The organism is Micromonospora sp. PLK6-60 (assembly GCF_019890675.1).
In the GTDB taxonomy this organism is placed as follows: domain Bacteria; phylum Actinomycetota; class Actinomycetes; order Mycobacteriales; family Micromonosporaceae; genus Micromonospora.
In genome coordinates, this window is the sequence record NZ_JAIOAA010000005.1 from 95346 (window position 1) to 114577 (window position 19232).

General features: G+C 71.7%; 12 protein-coding genes. 8 read left to right on the forward strand and 4 right to left on the reverse strand.

Translation table 11 applies throughout. The features are described 5' to 3' along the window. The first annotated feature begins 10 nt into the window (after positions 1–10). The gene (locus tag K7640_RS11975) at positions 11–1720 is read left to right on the forward strand and encodes a hypothetical protein (RefSeq protein WP_222954854.1); all 1710 of its coding nucleotides are present in this window, start codon (positions 11–13) and stop codon (positions 1718–1720) included. Between the two features lie 416 nt (positions 1721–2136). Beyond that, positions 2137–4155, forward strand: coding sequence for a hypothetical protein (locus K7640_RS11980; protein ID WP_222954855.1), 2019 nt, complete (start codon positions 2137–2139; stop codon positions 4153–4155). 79 nt (positions 4156–4234) lie between these two features. Here K7640_RS11980 and pulA read toward each other — a convergent pair whose 3' ends face one another. The 4 genes from pulA to K7640_RS12000 form a co-directional block, all read right to left on the reverse strand. Then, on the reverse strand, positions 4235–9733 hold the full coding sequence (pulA, locus tag K7640_RS11985; RefSeq protein WP_222954856.1) for a pullulanase-type alpha-1,6-glucosidase: 5499 nt from the start codon (positions 9731–9733) through the stop codon (positions 4235–4237). 208 nt (positions 9734–9941) lie between these two features. After that, positions 9942–10199, reverse strand: coding sequence for a hypothetical protein (locus K7640_RS11990; RefSeq protein ID WP_222954857.1), 258 nt, complete (start codon positions 10197–10199; stop codon positions 9942–9944). A 25-nt stretch (positions 10200–10224) separates the two neighbouring features. Beyond that, entirely contained in the window at positions 10225–11067 is an 843-nt protein-coding gene (locus tag K7640_RS11995) for an ABC transporter permease subunit (RefSeq protein WP_222954858.1), read from the reverse strand. Beyond that, positions 11064–11993 (reverse strand): ABC transporter ATP-binding protein, encoded by a 930-nt coding sequence (locus tag K7640_RS12000; protein ID WP_255608750.1) that lies wholly within the window; start codon positions 11991–11993, stop codon positions 11064–11066. Before K7640_RS12000 ends, K7640_RS11995 begins: the two co-directional genes overlap by 4 nt. Before the next feature lie 471 nt (positions 11994–12464). Here K7640_RS12000 and K7640_RS12005 point away from each other — a divergent pair, with 471 nt between their 5' ends. The 6 genes from K7640_RS12005 to K7640_RS12030 all read left to right on the forward strand — a co-directional run bounded on the left by K7640_RS12005 (position 12465) and on the right by K7640_RS12030 (position 19220). After that, entirely contained in the window at positions 12465–14609 is a 2145-nt protein-coding gene (locus K7640_RS12005) for a TOMM precursor leader peptide-binding protein (protein WP_222954860.1), read from the forward strand. 53 nt (positions 14610–14662) lie between these two features. After that, the gene (locus K7640_RS12010; protein ID WP_222954861.1) at positions 14663–14845 is read left to right on the forward strand and encodes a hypothetical protein; all 183 of its coding nucleotides are present in this window, start codon (positions 14663–14665) and stop codon (positions 14843–14845) included. Positions 14846–15033: 188 nt separating this feature from the next. Next, positions 15034–15252, forward strand: a complete 219-nt coding sequence (locus K7640_RS12015; RefSeq protein WP_222954862.1) for a thiazolylpeptide-type bacteriocin — start codon at positions 15034–15036, stop codon at positions 15250–15252. 70 nt (positions 15253–15322) lie between these two features. Continuing rightward, on the forward strand, positions 15323–15508 hold the full coding sequence (locus tag K7640_RS12020; protein ID WP_222954863.1) for a thiazolylpeptide-type bacteriocin: 186 nt from the start codon (positions 15323–15325) through the stop codon (positions 15506–15508). Between the two features lie 103 nt (positions 15509–15611). Continuing rightward, entirely contained in the window at positions 15612–17576 is a 1965-nt protein-coding gene (locus tag K7640_RS12025) for a TOMM precursor leader peptide-binding protein (protein ID WP_222954864.1), read from the forward strand. A gap of 9 nt (positions 17577–17585) precedes the next feature. After that, a complete protein-coding gene (locus tag K7640_RS12030; protein WP_222954865.1) occupies positions 17586–19220 on the forward strand; it encodes a nitroreductase family protein in 1635 nt (544 codons plus the stop codon). The last annotated feature ends 12 nt before the right edge of the window (positions 19221–19232 follow it).

A 19232-nucleotide genomic window follows, 5' to 3' on the forward strand; every position in this document is an offset into this window, starting at 1 on the left:
GAAGGCTCTGATGTCTAACGACGACGTAACTACTCCCGCCGGGGAGATACACACCACTCCACCGGCGCCGACAAGACGGCGGGCGCTCTGGGTCGCCACCGGCGTGGCCGGCCTGACCGGCGTCGTCGGTCTCGCGGCCCTCGGCGGCCTCGCCGCCCGCGACAACAAGTCCGGCGGGGCAGAGCGGACGGCGGATCAGCAGGCCGCCGCCCAGCAGAACGTGAGCGACGCCGGGCCGGAGCGCGGGAAGGCCGACAAGGGTGCGGACGAGGGTCGCGACTGGTCCGGCAAGGGCCGGGACGAGGACCGGGACCAGAAGCGGGACGAGCGCGGGCACGTGCGGGAGGTGCCCTGCGACGACGAGAAGCTGATCGAGGCGGTCGACCTGGCCAACCGGGACCACGGCGGCACGCTGAAGCTGGCCCCCAACTGCACGTACGAGCTGGACTTCGCCGACAAGAAGTCCAACACGGGCCTGCCGACGATCAAGCAGGAAATCACCATCAAGGGCAACGACGCCACCATCAAGCGCGACTCCGAGGACGCCTTCCGGATCTTCCGCGTCGCCGACGGCGGCGACCTGACCCTGAAGGACCTCACCGTCAAGGACGGCAACGCCAGCGAGTTCAAGTACGGCGGCCCGCCGCCCGGCGTACCGGAGCTCCAGGCCCCGGCGGTCCTCCCTGGACCCGACGGCGGCGGCAAGGAGGGCGAGGGTGACGGCGGCGCGCTGCTGGTCGAGCGCGGCGGCAGCGCCCACCTGTTCGGCGTCAAGCTGACCCGCAACAACGCCGAGAACAACGGTGGCGCGATCGCCAACTTCGGCCGGGTCGAACTCGACGACAGCAAGGTCGAGAACAACCACGCCCAGAAGGACGGCGGCGGCATCTTCAACCTCGGCGTCCTCAAGCTCGTCGGCTCGCACGTCAGCGACAACACCGCCGGTTACAACGGCGGCGGCATCGCCAACGGCCGGGGCAAGAAGCCCGGCCACGACGCGCCGGTCTACGGCAAGGGCCACGACGAGGCGGGCATCGTCGAGATCCTCGGCCGAGCCGGGGAGAAGGTCGACGTCAAGTCCTCCATCGAGGGCAACCAGGCCGGCGGCAACGGCGGCGGCGTGTTCAGCTCCGGCGGCCACGTCACGATCTCCTTCACCGCCATCACGCGCAACACCGCCAGCGAGAACGGCGGCGGCGTCTACGCCGAGAACACCGACCTCGACCTCGACCACGTCCTGGTGGCCAAGAACCACGCGGCGGAGAACGGCGGCGGCATCGTCACCACCGGCGGCAAGCACTGGAACTGGCCCAGCGACGACCGGGCCGGCGCCGCCACGGTCTCCGACAGCACCATCGTCGAGAACACCGCCGGGCGCTTCGGTGGCGGCATCTTCAACGGCGAATGGCTGATCAAGGTCGAGGACGGCTTCGCCGGACAACCGGAGGGCGAGGGCGACAACGCCCTCCTCACCCTGCGGAACACCGAGATCAAGCACAACACCGCGCTCAACGGCGGTGGCATCTTCAACCACAAGGGCACTGTCCACCTGACCAAGACCAAGGTCGTCAAGAACACCGCCACCGACCCGGCCAAGCTCCACCGTGTCGCCGGCGGCATCCTCAACCTCGGCGGCAAGGTGCGGCTCGACGACAAGTCGATCGTGGCCGACAACGACCCGACCAACTGCGCGGGCACCGTCAAGGACTGCTTCAACTGAGCCACCACATAACGCTGGGGTCCCTCCCCGTCGCGGCTGCGACGGGGAGGGGCTCCCCGCCTCGGGCGGGGCGGGGACTTCCGGACCGGCGACCGGCACGGCGGGCCCTTTCCGCCGCAGTCCACGCCGTTCGGTGTTCCTGCGACCCGGCGGCCCCGCCGTCCGGCCTCCTCCCGACTGAGTCACCCCACCCCTAATGTGGGGTTTTTTCGTATACGGGCCCATGGCGAAGATGGTTCTCATACGGTCGTCTTCAGAAGCTACAACCGATTTGTAGCGAAGGCCGCCTCGCCGTGGCGAAGCGACCTTGTCTGGGTACAAGGAGAGGGCAGAGAGCTCCGATGTCCAACTACCTTCGCAATAACGATGACGCCCGCGAGACCATGACGTCGGCCCGGCGGCGCCGCCTCTGGCTCGTGACCGGTGTCGCCGGTCTCACGGGAGCGGTCAGCCTCGCGGGTGTCGCCTACGCGACCACCGGGGCCGTCGGACCCCACCGGCTCGCCGACGTGAAGTGGTCCACCGCCCAGCAGCTCACCAAGGACGACTCGGGTGAGAAGCGCGAGGGTCGCGGCAAGGGCCGGGACGAGGACCGAGACGAGAAGCGGGACGAGCGCGGGCACGTGCGGGAGGTGCCCTGCGACGACGAGAAGCTGATCGAGGCGGTCGACCTGGCCAACCGGGACCACGGCGGCACGCTGAAGCTGGCCCCCAACTGCACGTACGAGCTGGACTTCGCCGACAAGAAGTCCAACACGGGCCTGCCGACGATCAAGCAGGAAATCACCATCAAGGGCAACGACGCCACCATCAAGCGCGACTCCGAGGACGCCTTCCGGATCTTCCGCGTCGCCGACGGCGGCGACCTGACCCTGAAGGACCTCACCGTCAAGGACGGCAACGCCAGCGAATTCAAGTACGGCGGACCGCCGCCCGGCGTCCCCGGGCTCGAGGCCCCCGCCGGCGCCCCGGCGGCGGCCCTGGTCCCGCAGGCCGCGGTGGCCGCCGCGCCGGGCGCGCCGGTCGGCGCACCGGTCGCCGTGGGCGCACCGGTCGCCGTGGGCGCGCCGGTTCAGGACGGGGGCGACGGCGCGCTGCTGTCCCCAGGCCCGAAGCCGGACGTCAAGGAGGGCGAGGGCGACGGCGGCGCGCTGCTGGTCGAGCGCGGCGGCAGCGCCCGCCTGTTCGGCGTGAAGCTCACCCGCAACAACGCCGAGAACAACGGTGGCGCGATCGCCAACTTCGGCCGGGTCGACGTCAAGGACAGCAAGATCGAGGACAACCACGCCCGGAAGAACGGCGGCGGCATCTTCAACATCGGCGTCCTCAAGGTCGAGGACTCCTGGATCGCCGACAACACCGCCGGCGAGAACGGCGGCGGTGTCGCCAACGGCAAGGGCAAGGGCGAGCACGGGAAGGACAGCTACCCGCTCGTCGAGGGCAAGGACGAGGCCGGCAGCGTCGAGATCATCAACACCGAGATCGAGGGCAACCGGGCCGGCAAGAACGGCGGTGGCGTGTTCAGCTCCGGCGGCTTCGTCAAGATCGAGGGCAGCAAGGACGAGCACGGCAAGTTCGCCGAGGGCGACTTCGAGAAGTACGCCGAGGGCCGCGAGGGCGACTACGGCAAGTTCGAGGACCGCGAGGGCGAGCACGGCAAGGGCATGTACGACGAAGACGAGTACGGCAAGCACGAAGAGAACAAGGACGAGAAGGGCAAGCACGAAGAGGGCAAGGACGAGAAGGGCAAGCACGAGGAGAACAAGGACGAGAAGGGCAAGGACGAGAAGGGCGGCCACGGTGCCGGCGTCGCCGCTGACGGCGACCAGGACCGTGAGGGCAAGTTCGTCGTCCACGCGGTGATCAAGGGCAACACCGCCGGCAAGAGCGGCGGCGGCGTCTACGCCCACAACACCGACCTCGTCATCCGCCACGTCCTCGTGGTCAAGAACCACGCGGGCAAGGACGGCGGCGGCGTCGTCAACACCGGCGGAAAGAAGAAGGAAGCCCTGTACGGCGGCGAGAAGAAGGAGCAGCGGGCCACCGCGACCATCTCCGAGAGCGCCATCGTCGACAACACCGCCGGCCGCTTCGGCGGCGGCATCTTCAACGGCGAAGAGGGCCTGGAGGCGGTCGAGGACGGCTACCAGGAGTGGGTGGACGGCGAGGGCGACGCTGCCTTCCTCACCCTGCGGGAAACCGTGATCAAGGGCAACACCGCGCTCAACGGCGGCGGCATCTTCAACAACGAGGGCACCGTCCACCTTGAGGAGAGCAAGGTCACCGAGAACACGGCCACCGACCCGTCCAAGCTGCACCGGATCGCCGGCGGCATCCTCAACCACAAGGGCAAGGTCCGGCTCGACGACAAGTCGACGGTGACCGACAACGACCCGACCAACTGCGCCGGCACGGTGAAGGACTGCTTCAACTGACGCCACGCGCGAACAACGGATCCACCTGACGTCCGGCCCCCTGCCATCTCGATGGCAGGGGGCCGGACCGTTTGCGGGGTCAGCTCTGGACGAAGACCGCGACGCTGCGCGCCGGCACCGTGAACGTGCCGCTCGTCCGGTCGAACGAGGACGACCGCAGCGCCTCGTCGGCCGACGCGCGCAGCACCGGATGCAGCGCCACGTTCGCCCCGCGCAGGCCGGTGACCTGCTGCTTCGCCGCCTTCGGGGTGCCGTTGAAGACCACGGTCAGCGACGTCCACTGCCCGCCGAGCCCACGGGCGTCGAGGGTCATGGTGAGCACGCCCGGCGTCTCCGCCGCGCCGGAGAGCGGGAAGGCGACCCGCTGCTGCACCTGACCGGCAGTGGCCAGCCCGAAGACCGGCGAGGACCGGCGGATCCGCAGCAGCTCCGCGTACCGGGCGTCGGCCAGGTTGATCGCGGCGCAGTCCGGCACCAGCGACGGATCGGCCAGCAGCGGCTTGGCGTACGGCCACTTGTCCTGGTTGTCCGGCGCCGGCGGCAGACCGGCGCCGAACCCGTTGCCCTGGGCGCAGTCCCAGCGGATCTGGTTGAACCAGTCACCGGAGTTGTACGAGTTGCGGTCCAGCGACTTCGAGCGCAGCCGCTCGGAGCCGGTGGTGACGAAGCCGGCGCCCTGGCCGAGCGCGGTGGTGGCCAACGCCAGCACCTGCATCCGGGCCCGGTCCGCCGCCGAGGTGCCCGGCGGCAGCTTGTACGCCAGCGCGTCGTACAGGATCTCGTTGTCGTGCGCGTCGACGTACGTGATCGCCTCGCCCGGCGCGGCGGTGTAGCCGGCCGGCGCGCCGTTGTAGTCGACCTGGGCGCCGGTGACCTGCTTGCCGGACGAGTCGGTGAACCGGTAGCCGCGCAGGTTGCCGGTCAGCCCGACCTTGATCAGGTCGTGCTGGTGCAGCAGCCGGGCCTTCTGCTCGGCGGCCGAGCCGTTCACCGGGTCCCCGTTCGGGTCGCTGAACAGGCCGGAGGCGAAACCCTGCAGCCGCGGGTTGGCGTCGAAGGGCCCGCCACCGCGCACCGCGTCGCGGAGCCGGTCGTTGAAGGTGCCGATCCCGGTGCCGGCCATGTTGGCCTGGGTGGCCTGCACGAACCGGGCGTCGTTCTCGACCTCGCCGAAGTTCCAGCCCTCGCCGTAGAGCAGGATCTTCTTCCCGTCCACCCCGTCGCGGGCGAGCGTGAGCTTGTCCAGCGCGGCCCGGACGGCCAGGATGTTCGCCTTCGGGTGGTGGCCCATCAGGTCGAACCGGAAGCCGTCCACCTTGTACTGCTTGGCCCAGGTGACCAGCGAGTCCACCACCAGCTTGCCCATCATGGCGTGCTCCGGGGCGGTGTTGGCGCAGCAGGTCGAATTGGCCACCGTGCCGTCGGGCAGCAACCGCTGGTAGTAGCCCGGCACCACCTGGTCCAGCACCGACTTCTCGTCGGTGCCGGCGGCCGAGGTGTGGTTGTAGACCACGTCCATCACTACCCGCAGGCCGGCCCGGTTCACCCCGGCGACCAGCTGCCGGAACTCGGCGGTCCGCGCCGCCCCGGCCGGGTCGACGGCGTAGCCGCCCTCCGGGACGGTGTAGTGCAGCGGGTCGTAGCCCCAGTTGTAGCCGTCGGTGTCGGCCACCGCCGCGACGCACTTCTGCTGCTCGTCGGAGTCCGGCGGCAGCTTCGCCAGGTCACAGGCGGGCTGGCGCTGGTCGGCGCGCTTCTCGGGGATGGTGGCGAAGTCGAACGCCGGCAGCAGGTGCAGGTAGTTCACCCCGGCGTCGCCGAGCGCCTTGAGGTGCTTCATGCCCGCCGTGCCCGGGTCGGTGAAGGCGAGGAAGGTGCCCCGCCGCTGCGCCGGCACGGTGTCGTCGGCGATCGAGAAGTCCCGCACCGACAACTCGGAGATCTGCACCTTCGCGGCGGGCGGGGCGGCCGGCTTGCGCAGCGCCGCCCAGCCGGCCGGGGCCAGCGCCGGATCGTTCAGGTCGACGATCTGGCTGTGCGTCGAGTCCGGCGCCAGCGCCACCGAGTACGGGTCGGTCACCGACGCGGTGACCAGCTTCTGCGCGGCGGGCTGCCACGCCTGCACCTGGTACCGGTAATACTTGCCGGCCCAGTCCCGGGTGCCGCGCACCGACCAGACGCCGGTGCGGTCGTCCCGGCTCATCGGCACCGTGCGCGGCTGCGCCGTCGGCGAGTCGAACAGCTGCAACGCCACGCTGCGCGCGGTGGGCGCCCACACCGACAGGGTGGGCACCTTGCCGGCGAAGGTCGCGCCCAGCTTCGCCGAGGTGGCCGAGCGGTACACGTCGTCCAGCACGCCCGGGATCTGCACCCCGGTCGCGCCGAGCAGCGCGCCCTCGGCGTCGCGCTCGGTGACCACCAGCTGGCCGCGCAGCGCCGCCGGCACCTTGCCCAGGTCGGCCCGATCCAGCGTGAACGTCTGGTGGGCCCACAGGTGCGGGAAGGCCGCGCGCTGGGCCTCGGTGAGCCCGTTGCGCTGCGCCCGCAGCGGCAACCGGGTGTACGTCCCGGACAGCTCCCCGTCGGCGACGGTCAGCCCACCGGTCGGTGCGACGGCCAGCTCGTACCGCTTGCCGTCGGTGGGCCCGGTCTGCCAGGCGATGGTGGACCGGTCGATCCAGTGCGCCTGCTGCTTGGTGATGTCGACGTCCTTCGCCACCCCGTTGGTGGTGGCGGGCAGCAGCCGGCCCTTGACCCCGGCCAGCAGCCACACCTCACGGCCGGCGGAGGCGAAGTCGAGCCGCTGGTCGTCGGGCTGATCCTTCTCGTCCCCCTTGTGGATGATGTAGTTCAGCCCGGTCGCCCCGGCGGCCAGCGGCACCCGGAACACGGCGCCGAAGGAGTCGATCGTGGTCGGCTTCAGCGGGCTGGACCAGTCGGTCGGGTTGGCGGCGCCGTCCCACAGGTGCAGGCCCCAGCCGTCGTAGTTGCCGTCGGCCTTGCGCCAGTGGATGACCGCGGTGCCCTCCTCGACCGCCGGGTCGGGCTCGCCGGTGGCCGCCTGCCGGGTCGGATAGGTGGTCGGGTCGCCCTGCTTGACCCAGACCTCGCCGGTCTGCGTCACGTCGATGGTGCGGTCGTTGCCGACGTCCTTGTTCCCGTCGGAGTCCACCACGAGGAAGCCGACGGACTTCGCGCCCGGCTTCAGCTTCACCCAGGCGAACCGGCCGTAGGAGTCCTCGCCGGCGAACGGCTGCCCCTTGGGCCACTCGGTGGCGTACGCGGGGTCGATGTCGCCCCAGGCGTAGAGGCCCCAGTCGTCGTACCCGCCGGCCGGGCGCTGGTAGTGCACCACCACCCACTCCCGCGCGGCGCCCTGCTCGGGGGTGCCCACCACGCCACTGGACCGGGTGCTGGCGATCCGGCCCTTGCCGTCGCGGACCACCGCCTTGTATTCCACAGTCGTCCCGCCGGGCAGCCCGGTCAGGTCATGGTGCACGGTGTACGGGGCGGTGTCGGCGCGGCCGAGCAGCGTCCACTTCCCGCCCGCCGGGCGGGCCGCGAAGGTCACCGTGGCCAACGGGTCGCCGGTCACCTGCGCGGTGACGGTCGCCTTGGTGGCCACCGGGTCGGCGCCCGGCGAGGTCAGGGTGATCCGCGGCGCGGCGTCGGCCGCCGGGATCGCCCGGGCGGCCCGGAGCACCACGGCGGACATCGCCGGCACGGTCACCGAGAGCTTGCCGTCCGCCCCGGCGGTGGCGGCGGTGGCGGAGCCGTACACGCCGGCGAACGGGGTGCCGGGCGACCAGGTGTCCACGGTGACAGTCTGCGCGCTGTCGGCGTTGTTCACCGCGGCCACGTACTCGATGCGGTCCTTCGGCAGGATCCGGGAGACGGCGAAGACGCCGGGGCCGTCGGCGGCGTACCGGGTGACCTGGACGCCGTCGCGCAGCGCCGGGTGGGCCTGCCGCAGCCTGCCCAGCTCGGCGATACTCCGGTAGAGCGGGTGCGCGGTGTCGTACTGGTCGCTGGCGTGGGTACGGGTGGTGCCGATCAGGTCGTCGTCGAGGTAGTCGGGCGTCCGGGAGGCGAACATGTCCTGCCGGGCGTCCTTGTCGCCGCCGGGTCCGGTGAAGCCCTGCTCGTCACCGGAGTAGACGACCGGCTGGCCCCGGGTGAGAAACATCAGCTGGTGGGCGAGGGTGTCGCGGCGCAACTGGGTGGCGTCGTCCCCGCCGGCCGCGGCGATGAACGAGCCGATCCGACCCATGTCGTGGTTGCCGAGGAAGGTGGGCAGCCGGCGGGCGTCGGTGTCCCGGGCGGCGTAGAGCGAATCCTTGGCGTACATGTCGGCCAACGCCCGGGCGGAGCCGTTCGCGGCGGTGTAGCCGCGCGCGGCCTCCTGGAAGGAGAAGTCCAGCGTGGCGGGCAGCCCGCCCCGGCGCACGTAGGTGGACTGGATCTCCTGCTCGGCGCTGTAGACCTCGCCGAACATGAAGAAGTCCTTCTTGCCGGCCTTCTCCGCGGCGCGCTGGATGCCCCGGCTGAACTGGGGCCAGAAGTCGAGGTTGGTGTGCTTGACGGTGTCCAGGCGGAAGCCGTCGACGCCGGTGCTGCCGATCCAGTCCCCGTAGACCTTGGTCATGCCGCGCACCACCTCGGGGCGCTCGGTCCACAGGTCGTCCAGGCCGAAGAAGTCGCCGTACTCGCTGTTCTCGCCGGCGAAGGTCGAGTCACCGCGGTTGTGGTACATGGTCACGTCGTTCAGCCAGCCCGGCACCTTGACCTTCGCGTCACCCGGGGAGTCGAACACCGGGGTGTACGGGAAGGAGGTCCGGTCGACGTCCGGGAAGTCGCGGCTGCCGTCGGCGTAGTTGCGGTCCTCGAAGGCCCGCCCCCGCGCGTCGGTGTACGGCGAGGTCTGCTTGTCGATGTAGGCGTACTTGTCCTCGGCGTACTTGATGACGTCGGCGGTGTGGTTGACGATGACGTCGAGGTAGACCTTGATGCCCCGCTGGTGGGCCAGCTTGACCAGCTTCTTCAGCTCGTCGTTCGTGCCGAAGTGCGGGTCGACCTGGGTGAAGTCGGTGATCCAGTAGCCGTGGTAGCCGGCGGAGACGTCGCTGCCGGTGCCCTGCACCGGCCGGTTCTTGAAGATCGGGGCGAGCCAGATGGCGGTGGTGCCGAGGCCCTGGACGTAGTCCAGCTTGTCGATCAGGCCCTTGAGGTCACCACCGTGGTAGAAGCCCTTGTCCTTGGGGTCCAGGCCGGTGCTCAGCCGGTCCCCGGTGAGCCCGCCGCGGTCGTTGCGCGGGTCGCCGTTGGCGAACCGGTCGGGCAGTACGAAGTAGAACTGCTCGGCCCGGGCGCTGTTGTCGCTGGCCCGCAGCAGCAGCTCGGGGCTGGGCTCGGTGGACCACCGGGCAGCGCCGGTCGCGGCCAGCGGGTCGGTGACGGCGGTCCGTTCGGCGGCGTCGGCCCCGAGCTGGTTCATGGCGACGGGGGCGCCGACGAGAGCGAGGCTGAGGGCGGTGGTGAGGGCGAGCAACGCCTTGCGGGTTATCGGCGGGGGTTTCATCGACGGCCTTCCTCTGGTCGTGATTCGCCCGCACGCTAGCTCTTGCCGAAACATTCTGCAATAGCTTGCAAACAGAGTCGAAATATTGCGGCCGACTGCAACGACCTGCGGTGCGGTCGGGCCGGCCCGCCCCGCGTCACCCGCCACGAACGGCGGGCCCGCGCCCTCCCGGTGGGAGGGTGCGGGCCCGAGGGTGCGCCGGAACCGATCAGCCGTCGCCGTGGCGTCGCTCGACGTCGGTCGGGTGACGCTCCTTGAAGTCCAGGTAGGTCTCGTTGGCCAGCTCGATCTCGCGCAGGTGCGCCGCCAGCTCGGCCCGCCGCACGTCCGCCTCGGCCCGGGCCCGGGCCAGCGCCAGCTCGTGTCGGCGGTCCCGGTACCGGCCCCAGCCGCGCACACCGGCCCAGGCGATCCAGCCGCCACTGGCCGCCAGGCCGGTCACCAGGAAGGCGAGCAGGAACTCCATCCGCGGCACCCCCTCTCCGGGTCGCTCAATTGACGTCCCGTCGCACCGCCAGCCAGGTGCCGAGGCCGACCAGCACGAGCACGTACAGGATCAGCACGATAGCCGGCAGCCACGGACCCGACGACTCGATCACGCCCGGGGTGCCGCCCTCGAACTGGGAGCGGGCCCCGAGCGCGCCGGCCAGCGAGCCGGCGCTGGGCGCGAGCAGCACCTTCTGCACCAGCCCGAGGGGCTTGAGCACCAGGGCCAGGCCGCTGACCGCGTTCTCGACGAGCAGCGTCCACACCAGCCCGACGGCGATCGCGGTGGCGGCCCCGCGGAACGCGATCGCCAGGAAGTACCCGAGACTCGCGTACGCCGCGCAGATCAACCAGGCCGCCGCCAGCGCACCGAGCAGGTCCCCGGCCGGTGGCCAGTCCGATCCGCGGCCCTCGACCAGCGCCAGCACCGAGGTGACCACGCCGAGCGCGGCGAACGTACCCAGCACCAGGAGCAGGGTGAGCGCGCCGAGCGCGGCGGCGTGCCCGAGCATCACCTGGGCCCGCCGGGGCCGCTGGGTGAAGATCAGATTGAGGGTGCCCCAGCGGTACTCGTTGCCCACCACCAGCGCGCCGAGGATCACCACCATCGCGCCCCCGAAGAGCGGGAAGAGCGCGATCCCGGTGGGCACCACCTGCTCCGGCAGCACGCTGCTGAGCAGGGTGTCCGCCGCCTCTGCCTGCGCCGGGTCGCCGGCGAGGGCCAGGTGCACGACGTACGGGATGCCGATCCCGAACGCGACGGCGAGGAGCGTCCAGGTGGCCGCGACCGTCCACACGGCGGGCCGCTTGCGATCGGCGAACCAGGCCGCCCGTATCGAGGCGATCAATTCTCCCCCTCCCCCGGGTCCGTCGGCTCTCCGCCGTCCGGCCGCCGGCCTCCGGTCAGCTCCAGGAAGGCCTCCTCCAGCGAGTGGCGCACCGGCCGCAGCTCCCGGACGCTGACGCCCGCCTCGACGAGTCGCCGGTTCAGCTCCGCCGCGAGGTCGGGGCCGGTGGCCACCCGCAACTGCCCGTCCACGATGTCCACCCGGCGCACCCGGCTGTCGTCGCGCAGGCAGGCGGCGGCCTTGTCGACCGGGTCGGCGACGACGACCAGCAGCCCGGTGCCCAGCCGGGCGCGCAACTCGTCCGGGATGCCGGTGGCGACCAGTCGTCCCTTGTCGATGACCGCGATGCGGTCACAGACCTGCTCCACCTCGACCAGTACGTGGCTGGAGAGCAGCACCGTCTGGCCGCGCCGGCCGAGGGCGCGCAGCAGTTCCCGGATCTCCGACACGCCGGCCGGATCGAGGCCGTTGGTCGGTTCATCGAGGATGAGCAGCCTCGGCTGCTTCAACAGCGCCGCCGCCACTCCCAGCCGCTGCTTCATTCCGAGCGAGTACTCGCGGAATCGCGACCCGGCCCGATCGCTGAGGCCGACCTCGGCGAGCGACCGCTCGACCACATCTTCAGAATTTCCGGAGTATCGGGCGGCCAGCCGGAGATTATCCCGACCCGACAGGTGCGGATAGAAGGTCGGCGACTCGATGAGCGCCCCGACGGCCGACAACTGTTCGGGCACGCCCGGCGGACGGCCCAGCACCCGCACCTGCCCAGCGCTGGGCCGGATCAGCCCGACGAGCATCCGCATGCTGGTCGTCTTGCCCGCGCCGTTCGGGCCGAGGAACCCGAAGATCTCACCCTCCCGGACGCGGAGGTCGAGGTCGGCAACGGCGGTGACACCGCCCGGATAATGCTTTGTCACCCTGTCCATCTCAATGGCGAAGTCATTGCCCATCAGCAATTACCAGAGGTTCCTGAAACCCACCGGCCAACCATTTCAACCAATGTTCGCGGCACGTTAACCATCGCTCACCTCGGCTCGTCCATTAATGCCACCGCAATCATTCGGAGGCCGAGCCGGCATCAGCGAAAACAACCCACGAAAAACCCGCCAGCTTGCCCAGCACACCGCGACCGCGCCCGCCGACGCCGGCATCGCGCCGCCGGGTCACGCCACTTCCAGCCTCGTGACCTGCGGCTAGCCGATCGACGCCCACAGGCTAGCCGAGCGCGATCAGCTTCGGTAGTACGAGATTCCGCGGTATCCCTGCACCCCAGGTCAGGCCACCGAAACCCACGTCAGGGCAGCGCCACCAGGAAACAAAACGTTGACCATCGTGAACGTCTTGTGCACCATGGGGAGCACTTTCATCCGGCCACAGTGGATGGCATAGGAGCGCCGATGGACCTGCAACAGGACGCTGACCGGATCCTGGATATGCGCCCCAAACTGCGGCACGATGTGGTGTTTCTGGACGCACCGGCCGGGGCATACCTGCGGGGTCCCGATTCGGCGTTTCTCATCAGGGGCCGTTCCGCGTTCCGCTGGCTGAGCAGCCTGAGCCCGTACCTCGACGGGGGACACACCCTCGCCCAGCTCTGCACCGGGCTGGCGGCGGAGCAGCGACGGACCGTGGTCAGCCTGGTCCGCGCCCTCGTCGACCGCGGTTTCGCCAAGGACGCCCAGGGTCGCGGCGACCTGCCCGAACCGGTGGCCCGCCGCTTCGCCACCCAGATCGAGTTCGTCGGCCACTTCGCCGACGACCCGGCCCGCCGGTTTCAGCGCTTCCACACCACCCGGGTCGCCCTCGGCGGTCGGGGCGAGACCCTGCGCGCGGCCGTCGCCGGGCTGCTCCGCAACGGCTGCGTCGAGCTGGACGTGCACCCCGACGACGCCCCGGAGACGTACCGCGACGCGTTCCGGGCCGAGGTGACCGAACTGCGCGCCGAGGGGGTCGACGCCGAGGTCCGCGTCCATTCCGGACCCCTGGACCCCGCCGCCGCGGACGCCCTGCTGTACTGCACCGACGCGACCGGCCTGGGCCGGCTGCACGAGCTGGCCCGGGTCGCCCAGCGCGGCGGCCCGCCCCTGGTGCCGGTCTACTGGGACGTCGACCGGGCAGTGCTCGGCCCCGCGGTCACCGCCGGGCAGAGCCCCTGCTGGCTCTGCGCCCAGCTCCGGCTCACCGAGTCCGCCGGGCCGGCGACCGGCGCGTCGTTCTGGCGGCAGCTGGCCCTCGGACCCGGGGTCGCCACGCCCACCGTACTGCCGGACGTGACCGCGCGGATGCTCGGCAACGCCGCCGCCTTCGAGCTGTTCCGGATCCGTACCGGGGCGCTGCCGCCGGACACCGGCGCCGCGGTGGTGCTGCTCGATCCCGCCACCCTGGAATCGGCCCGGGAACGGGTGCTGCCCCATCCGGCGTGCCCGGCCTGCCGGGACGTCGAGGTCGCCGCGCCGGCCGACGATCCGGCCGACGACGAGGAGACCTACCGCCGGGCCGAGGCGCTCGTCTCCGAACACGCCGGCGTCTTCACCCGGTTCGTCGACGACCCGCTCGAGCAGGCCCCGCTGAAGACCGCCCGGCTGCGGATACCGGGTCCCACCGGACCGCGGGAGATCACCGCGTTCGCCGTGGACACCGTGATGAACGCCCGGCTCAACGCCTACCGGACCGCCGTACGCGATCACGTGGCCCGGCACGCCGCCCCGCCCGGCGCGGTCACCGGCACCGCGTCGGAGCTGCGCGAGCAGGGCCTGCACCCGGTGCCCTGGGGCGAGCTGGACGCCGCCGGCGCGACCGCGCCCGACGACCCGCACCGAGCCGTCGACTGGGTGCCCGCGACCGTCCTCGCCGACGGCACGACCGTCCACGTACCGGCCGCCCTGGCGCTGCCCGCGTCCGCGGCGAACGCCCCCGGCCACGCCGAGCGCACCACGGCCGGGGCCGCGGTCGGCGCCACCCGCGCCGAGCTGATCGACCGGGGACTCGCCAGCGCGCTGGCCTACCGGGCGCTGACCAGCGCGCTGCGCGGTCGCAGCGCCCTGGTGCGGCTCGGCGAGGACGAACTGGTCGCCGACGACGAGACGGCGTTGGTGATCAAGGCCGCGCACCGCTTCGGTCGGCCGATCGAGGCCTTCACGCTGCTCGGGGCCGCGCCGGCGCACGCCGTCCTCGCCCTGGCCGGGGCACCGGACGACGACGCGCCGATGTGGACCCTGGGCGCCGACCTCGACCCCACCGCCGCCCGCCTCGCCGCGACCCGGGACCTGGTCGGCCTGATCCAGGTCCGGCACTTCGAGGACAGCGACGCCGATCTCGGGGACCCCCTCCTGGTCGGCCTCGACCCGGCAACGCTGGCCGGCGTCGCCGGTCCGGGCCCGGTCCCCGCCCCCGCCGCGACCGACCGGGCGGCCGTCCTCGCCGAGCTGACCACCCGGGGGGTCGATGCGCTCCTGGTCGAGACCACCACGCGCGACATCCGGGCCAGCGGGGCCTTCCACAGCGGCGTGGTGCTGCTGCGGGACCGGCCCGCGGCGCAATGAACCACCACCTGGTGGACCGGACGAGGAATCCGACCGGAAGGAGGTGACAGAACATGCCGATCACGTTGCACCACGAGCTCCGCGAGCTGGAGACCGAAACCTTCGAAATCGAGGAGGTCGAGGACGGCGGCGAGGCGCTCGCCGCGACCAGCTCGAGCTGCTCCTGCTCCAGCTGCTGCTCCTGCAGCACGTCCAGCTGCTGCAGCACCAGCACCAGCACCTCGAGCTGCGGCTGACGGTTGCCCGAGGTCGACCCCGACGCTGACGCCCGCCCAGTCCGTCCCCGGATGAACCCGCGACACACCACCGGCACGCCCGTCGGCCCGCCGACCGGCGAGCGCCCCGTACGCCCTCGTCCCGCTCGACGGTGGAGTGGAGCACCCGGCAACGACTGGCATCCCCCCGTGGCTCAAGGAGAGGCCCCATGGCACCGAAACCGTCCGCATCAGACGCTCTTCCGGAGGCCGTTCGCAGCGAGCTGCGCAACCTCCGGACGGAGACCTTCGAGGTCGAGGACATCGCGGACCTGTCCGCCGATGTCATGGACATCTGCAGCAGCAGCACCAGCACATCCAGCTGCTCCAGTTGCAGCACGTCCAGTTGTTGCAGCTGCACCTCGTCGAGTTGCAGCAGCACGAGCTAGGCCCAGGGCACCCGGGGACACCGGTCCGCGGTGCCGCACCCGCCTGCCGACGAGAGGAGGTGTGAACAGAATGCCCGAACTCGCTGAGGAACTCCGCGCCCTGGAGACCGAGACCTTCGAGATCGAGGACGTCGACGCGATCGACGCGATGGTAATGGACTGGTCCAGCTCGAGCTGCTCCTGCTCCAGCTGCTGCTCCTGCAGCACGTCCAGCTGCTGCAGCAGCAGCACCAGCACCGGTTGTGGCGGCGGCTGATCCCGTCACCGTCCCCGCCGGCGTTGGCACGTCGGCGGGGATCCCACCTTCCCCGACCCGCCACCCTCCGCCGCCAAGCCGGCCGCCACCCCAGGTGAGGAAGATGATCGTCGACGTCAGGACCACCTCCACCGGGTGGGACACCAGCCTCAAGCAGCTCGGCGAGGCCCTGCACCAACGGCTGCACGATCCGGCCCGCCGGCCCGCGGGCCAGGGCGCCCGGCCGACCGGCGTGACCGTCCGCCTCGGCGCGCTCGGCCTGACCGACGCGAGCCGCGAACCGGCCGACCTACCCCACGGCGGCGTCCTCCCGATCTGGTTGCACGGCGCGACCGCGCTGGTCGGCCCGCTGTGGTCCGGCGCCGGTCCGGACGCGACCCGCCCGGGGCCCTGCCCGCTCTGCGTCCAGCGCCGCTGGCAGGCCATCCGGGTACGGGAGGAGCGGCACGCCCTGGAGCACGCCGCCGCGGTCGGTGTCGCCGGACCGCTGCCCCACCTGACCTCGTTCGCGGTGGACGCGATCTGGGCACTCCTCCTGCTCGCCTGCGCCCCGGCCGACACCCGCCCCGGCATCGGACGACTGCACCAACTGCGGATGGACACCCTCGACACGACGGTGGTGGAGGTGCTGGCCGACTCCGAGTGCCCCGCCTGCGCGGTCGTCCCGCCGGACACCGCCGAGCGGGCGGTGATCGAGCTGACCAGCCGCCCGAAGCCGGACCCGACGACATACCGGCTGCGCAGCGCCGGGCAACTGGACCTGCCGGTCGCCGCGCTGGCCAACCCGGTCGCCGGGGCACTCGGCGGCAACGCGCTGCGCGCCTACAACGCCAACTCGACCGCCCCGGTCACCGGCTACTTCCGGGTGCGCAGCCGCTACGACCTGCACGAGATGTGGTGGAGCGGGCACGCCAACAGCTACGGCACCAGCGAGACGTACGCGCTGCTGGAAGGGCTGGAGCGGTACGCCGGGCAGTTCCCCCGGGCCCGGTGCACCGAGGTCTTCGACAGCTACGCCAACCTCGGCCCGGACGCCATGGACCCCGCCGGGCTGGGCTACCACCCGGCCTTCTACCACGGCCACGGGCTCTACTACTCCCCGTACTCCCCGACGGAGCCGATGCACTGGGTGTGGGGCTACTCGCTGCGCGACCGGCGACCCCGGCTCGTGCCCGAACAGCTCGTCTACTACCTGGACCGGCGCGAGAAGCAGCGCAAGTTCGTCCAGGAGTGCTCCAACGGCTGCGCCAGCGGCAGCTCGCCGGAGGAGGCGCTGCTGCACGGCATGCTCGAACTCGTCGAACGGGACGCCTTCCTGCTCGCCTGGTACGGCTCGTCCCGGCTCGCCGAGATCGACCCGGCCACCTGCCGGGACGAGAAGGTGCACTTCATGCTCGACCGGGTCGGCCTGCTCGGGTACGACATCCGGCTCTTCGACACCCGCGCCGACCTGCCCGTCCCGGTGGTGACCGCGGTGGCCGTCAAGCGCGACGGCGGCCTCGGTCAACTCTGCTTCGCCGCCGGGGCGAGCCTCGACCCCGACGACGCGGTCCGGGCGGCCGTCTGCGAGACCGCCTCCTACGTGCCCGGCTTCGACGAGCGGGTCGAGGCGAGCCTGCCGGAGTTGCGGGAGATGACCCGCGACTACACGAAGGTCACCGAACTGAGCCACCACGCGTTGCTCTACGGCCTGCCGGAGATGACGCGACACGCCGCGTTCCTCTTCGACGACCCGCCCAAGCAGTCGATCGACGACCGATACGCCGACTGGCTCGCCGTCCGGCCCACGCACGACGACCTGACCGCCGACACCGAGTACCTGGCCGGCCTGATCGCCGGGCTGGGCGGTGACGTGCTCGCCGTCGACCAGACCTGCCCCGAGCAGGAGATCGCCGGGGTGCACACGATGGCCCTGGTCGCCCCAGCGCTGATCCCGATCGACTTCGGCTGGCAGCGGCAGCGGGTGCTGCACAGCCAGCGGCTGGCGCGGCACCTCGCCCGCGGCCGGCAGGGACCGGACCGGCTCGGCGCCACCGCCCGCAACCCCCACCCGCACCCCTTCCCCTAGGAGCACGCCATGCAGTCCGAGGCCGTCGCGGTCGTCCGGGAGTACACCGAGGCGGTGTTCGCCCGGGCCCGGGTGCCGATGGAACCGCTCGACTTCGCGGTGGACTGGAGCGACCAGCCCTCCCGGCACCTGTCGTACCCGGGCATGCCCCGGGTGCCGCTCACCGCGGCCACGCCGGAACTGGCCAGCCTGGGCGCCCTGCTGACCGGGGCGGACCTGCCACCGGCCGAGGGCTGGTCGCTGGACTCGCTGGCCGCCCTGCTGCGCCTGTCGTACGGCGTGCTGGACCGGCGGATGACGGTGAACTGGAACCAGGACGCCGGCAAGCGGGCGCACTTCGAGCACGCGGTCTGGGGGCGGGGCACCGCCTCCGGCGGCGGCATGTACCCGGTCGAGCTCTATCTGGTCGCCGGTCCGTCGGGGCCGCTGCTGCCCGGCGTATACCACTACCACACCGGGCAGCACCTGCTGGAACGGCTGCTGGTCGGCGACGTCACCGGCACGGTGCGAGCGGCGCTGGGCGACTCCGCCGGCGACGGCGCCGACAGCTTCCTGCTGGCCAGCATCAGGTTCTGGAAGAACTCGTTCAAGTACAACAGCTTCTGCTACCACGTGGTCACCCAGGATCTCGGCGCGCTGCTCGGCTCGTGGGACCTGCTGGCCCCGGCGCTCGGCGCGCGGCTGCCCCGGCTGCTCTGCTTCGACCCGGCGCCCCTGGACGACCTGCTGGCGTTCGCCCGCGACGAGCAGAGCGTCTTCGCGGTCGCGCCGGTGCGCTGGGCGGGCGCCGCACCTGCCGGCGCTTCGGTGGCCCGGTCCGCCGCCACCCCGGCCACCGGGTCGCCGGCGCCGATACGGGTCCGGCCCGCCGCCTTCGAACGATCCCGCCGGTTCATCGAGTTCCCGCAGGTCGTGGCCGTGCATCGGGCGGCGGCGACGGTGACCGCCCCCGCCCCGCGCCGGCTCACCGGCGCCGGGCCGGTGGACCTACCCGGCGACCCGATCGCACTGCCCGCCACCGGGGCGGACCGGCTGGACCGCCCACTGTCGACGGTGCTGGCCACCCGGAACAGCAGCTTCGGCCGGTTCCGCCGACCACCGGAGCTGACCGCCGCCGAACTCGGTGCCACGCTCGCCTTCGCCGCCGCCGGAAGCCACTATCCCGCCGACGTCAAGCTTCCCGACGGCGGTCCCGCGCTGACCCGGTTGTGGGTCTTCGTCAACCACGTGGACGGCCTCGCCGCCGGCGGGTACGCCTACTGCCCGCGCCGGCACGCCCTGCTGCCCGCCGCCGCCGAACCCGACGGCGGCATGTCGGCCTTCCTGCAACAGCAGTACTTCCTGACCAACTACACGATGGGCCAGGTCGGCGCGGTGCTGGCGATCTCCGGCCGGCCGGGCGCCGTGCTGGACGTGCTCGGCCCGCGCGGCTACCGCGTGCTGAACGCCGAGGTCGGCACGCTCGCTCAGCGGGCGTACCTGGCGGCCACCGCGCAACGGCTCGGCTGTGGTGCGGTGCTCGGCTTCGACAACGTCGCCATGAACACCGCGCTCGGGCTGGACGGCACCGACGAACGGACGGTGCTCTTCCTGCTCCTCGGCCGGCACCCCGAGGCCACCGCCGACCTGGCGTACCGGCTGTGACGCCTCCGACCA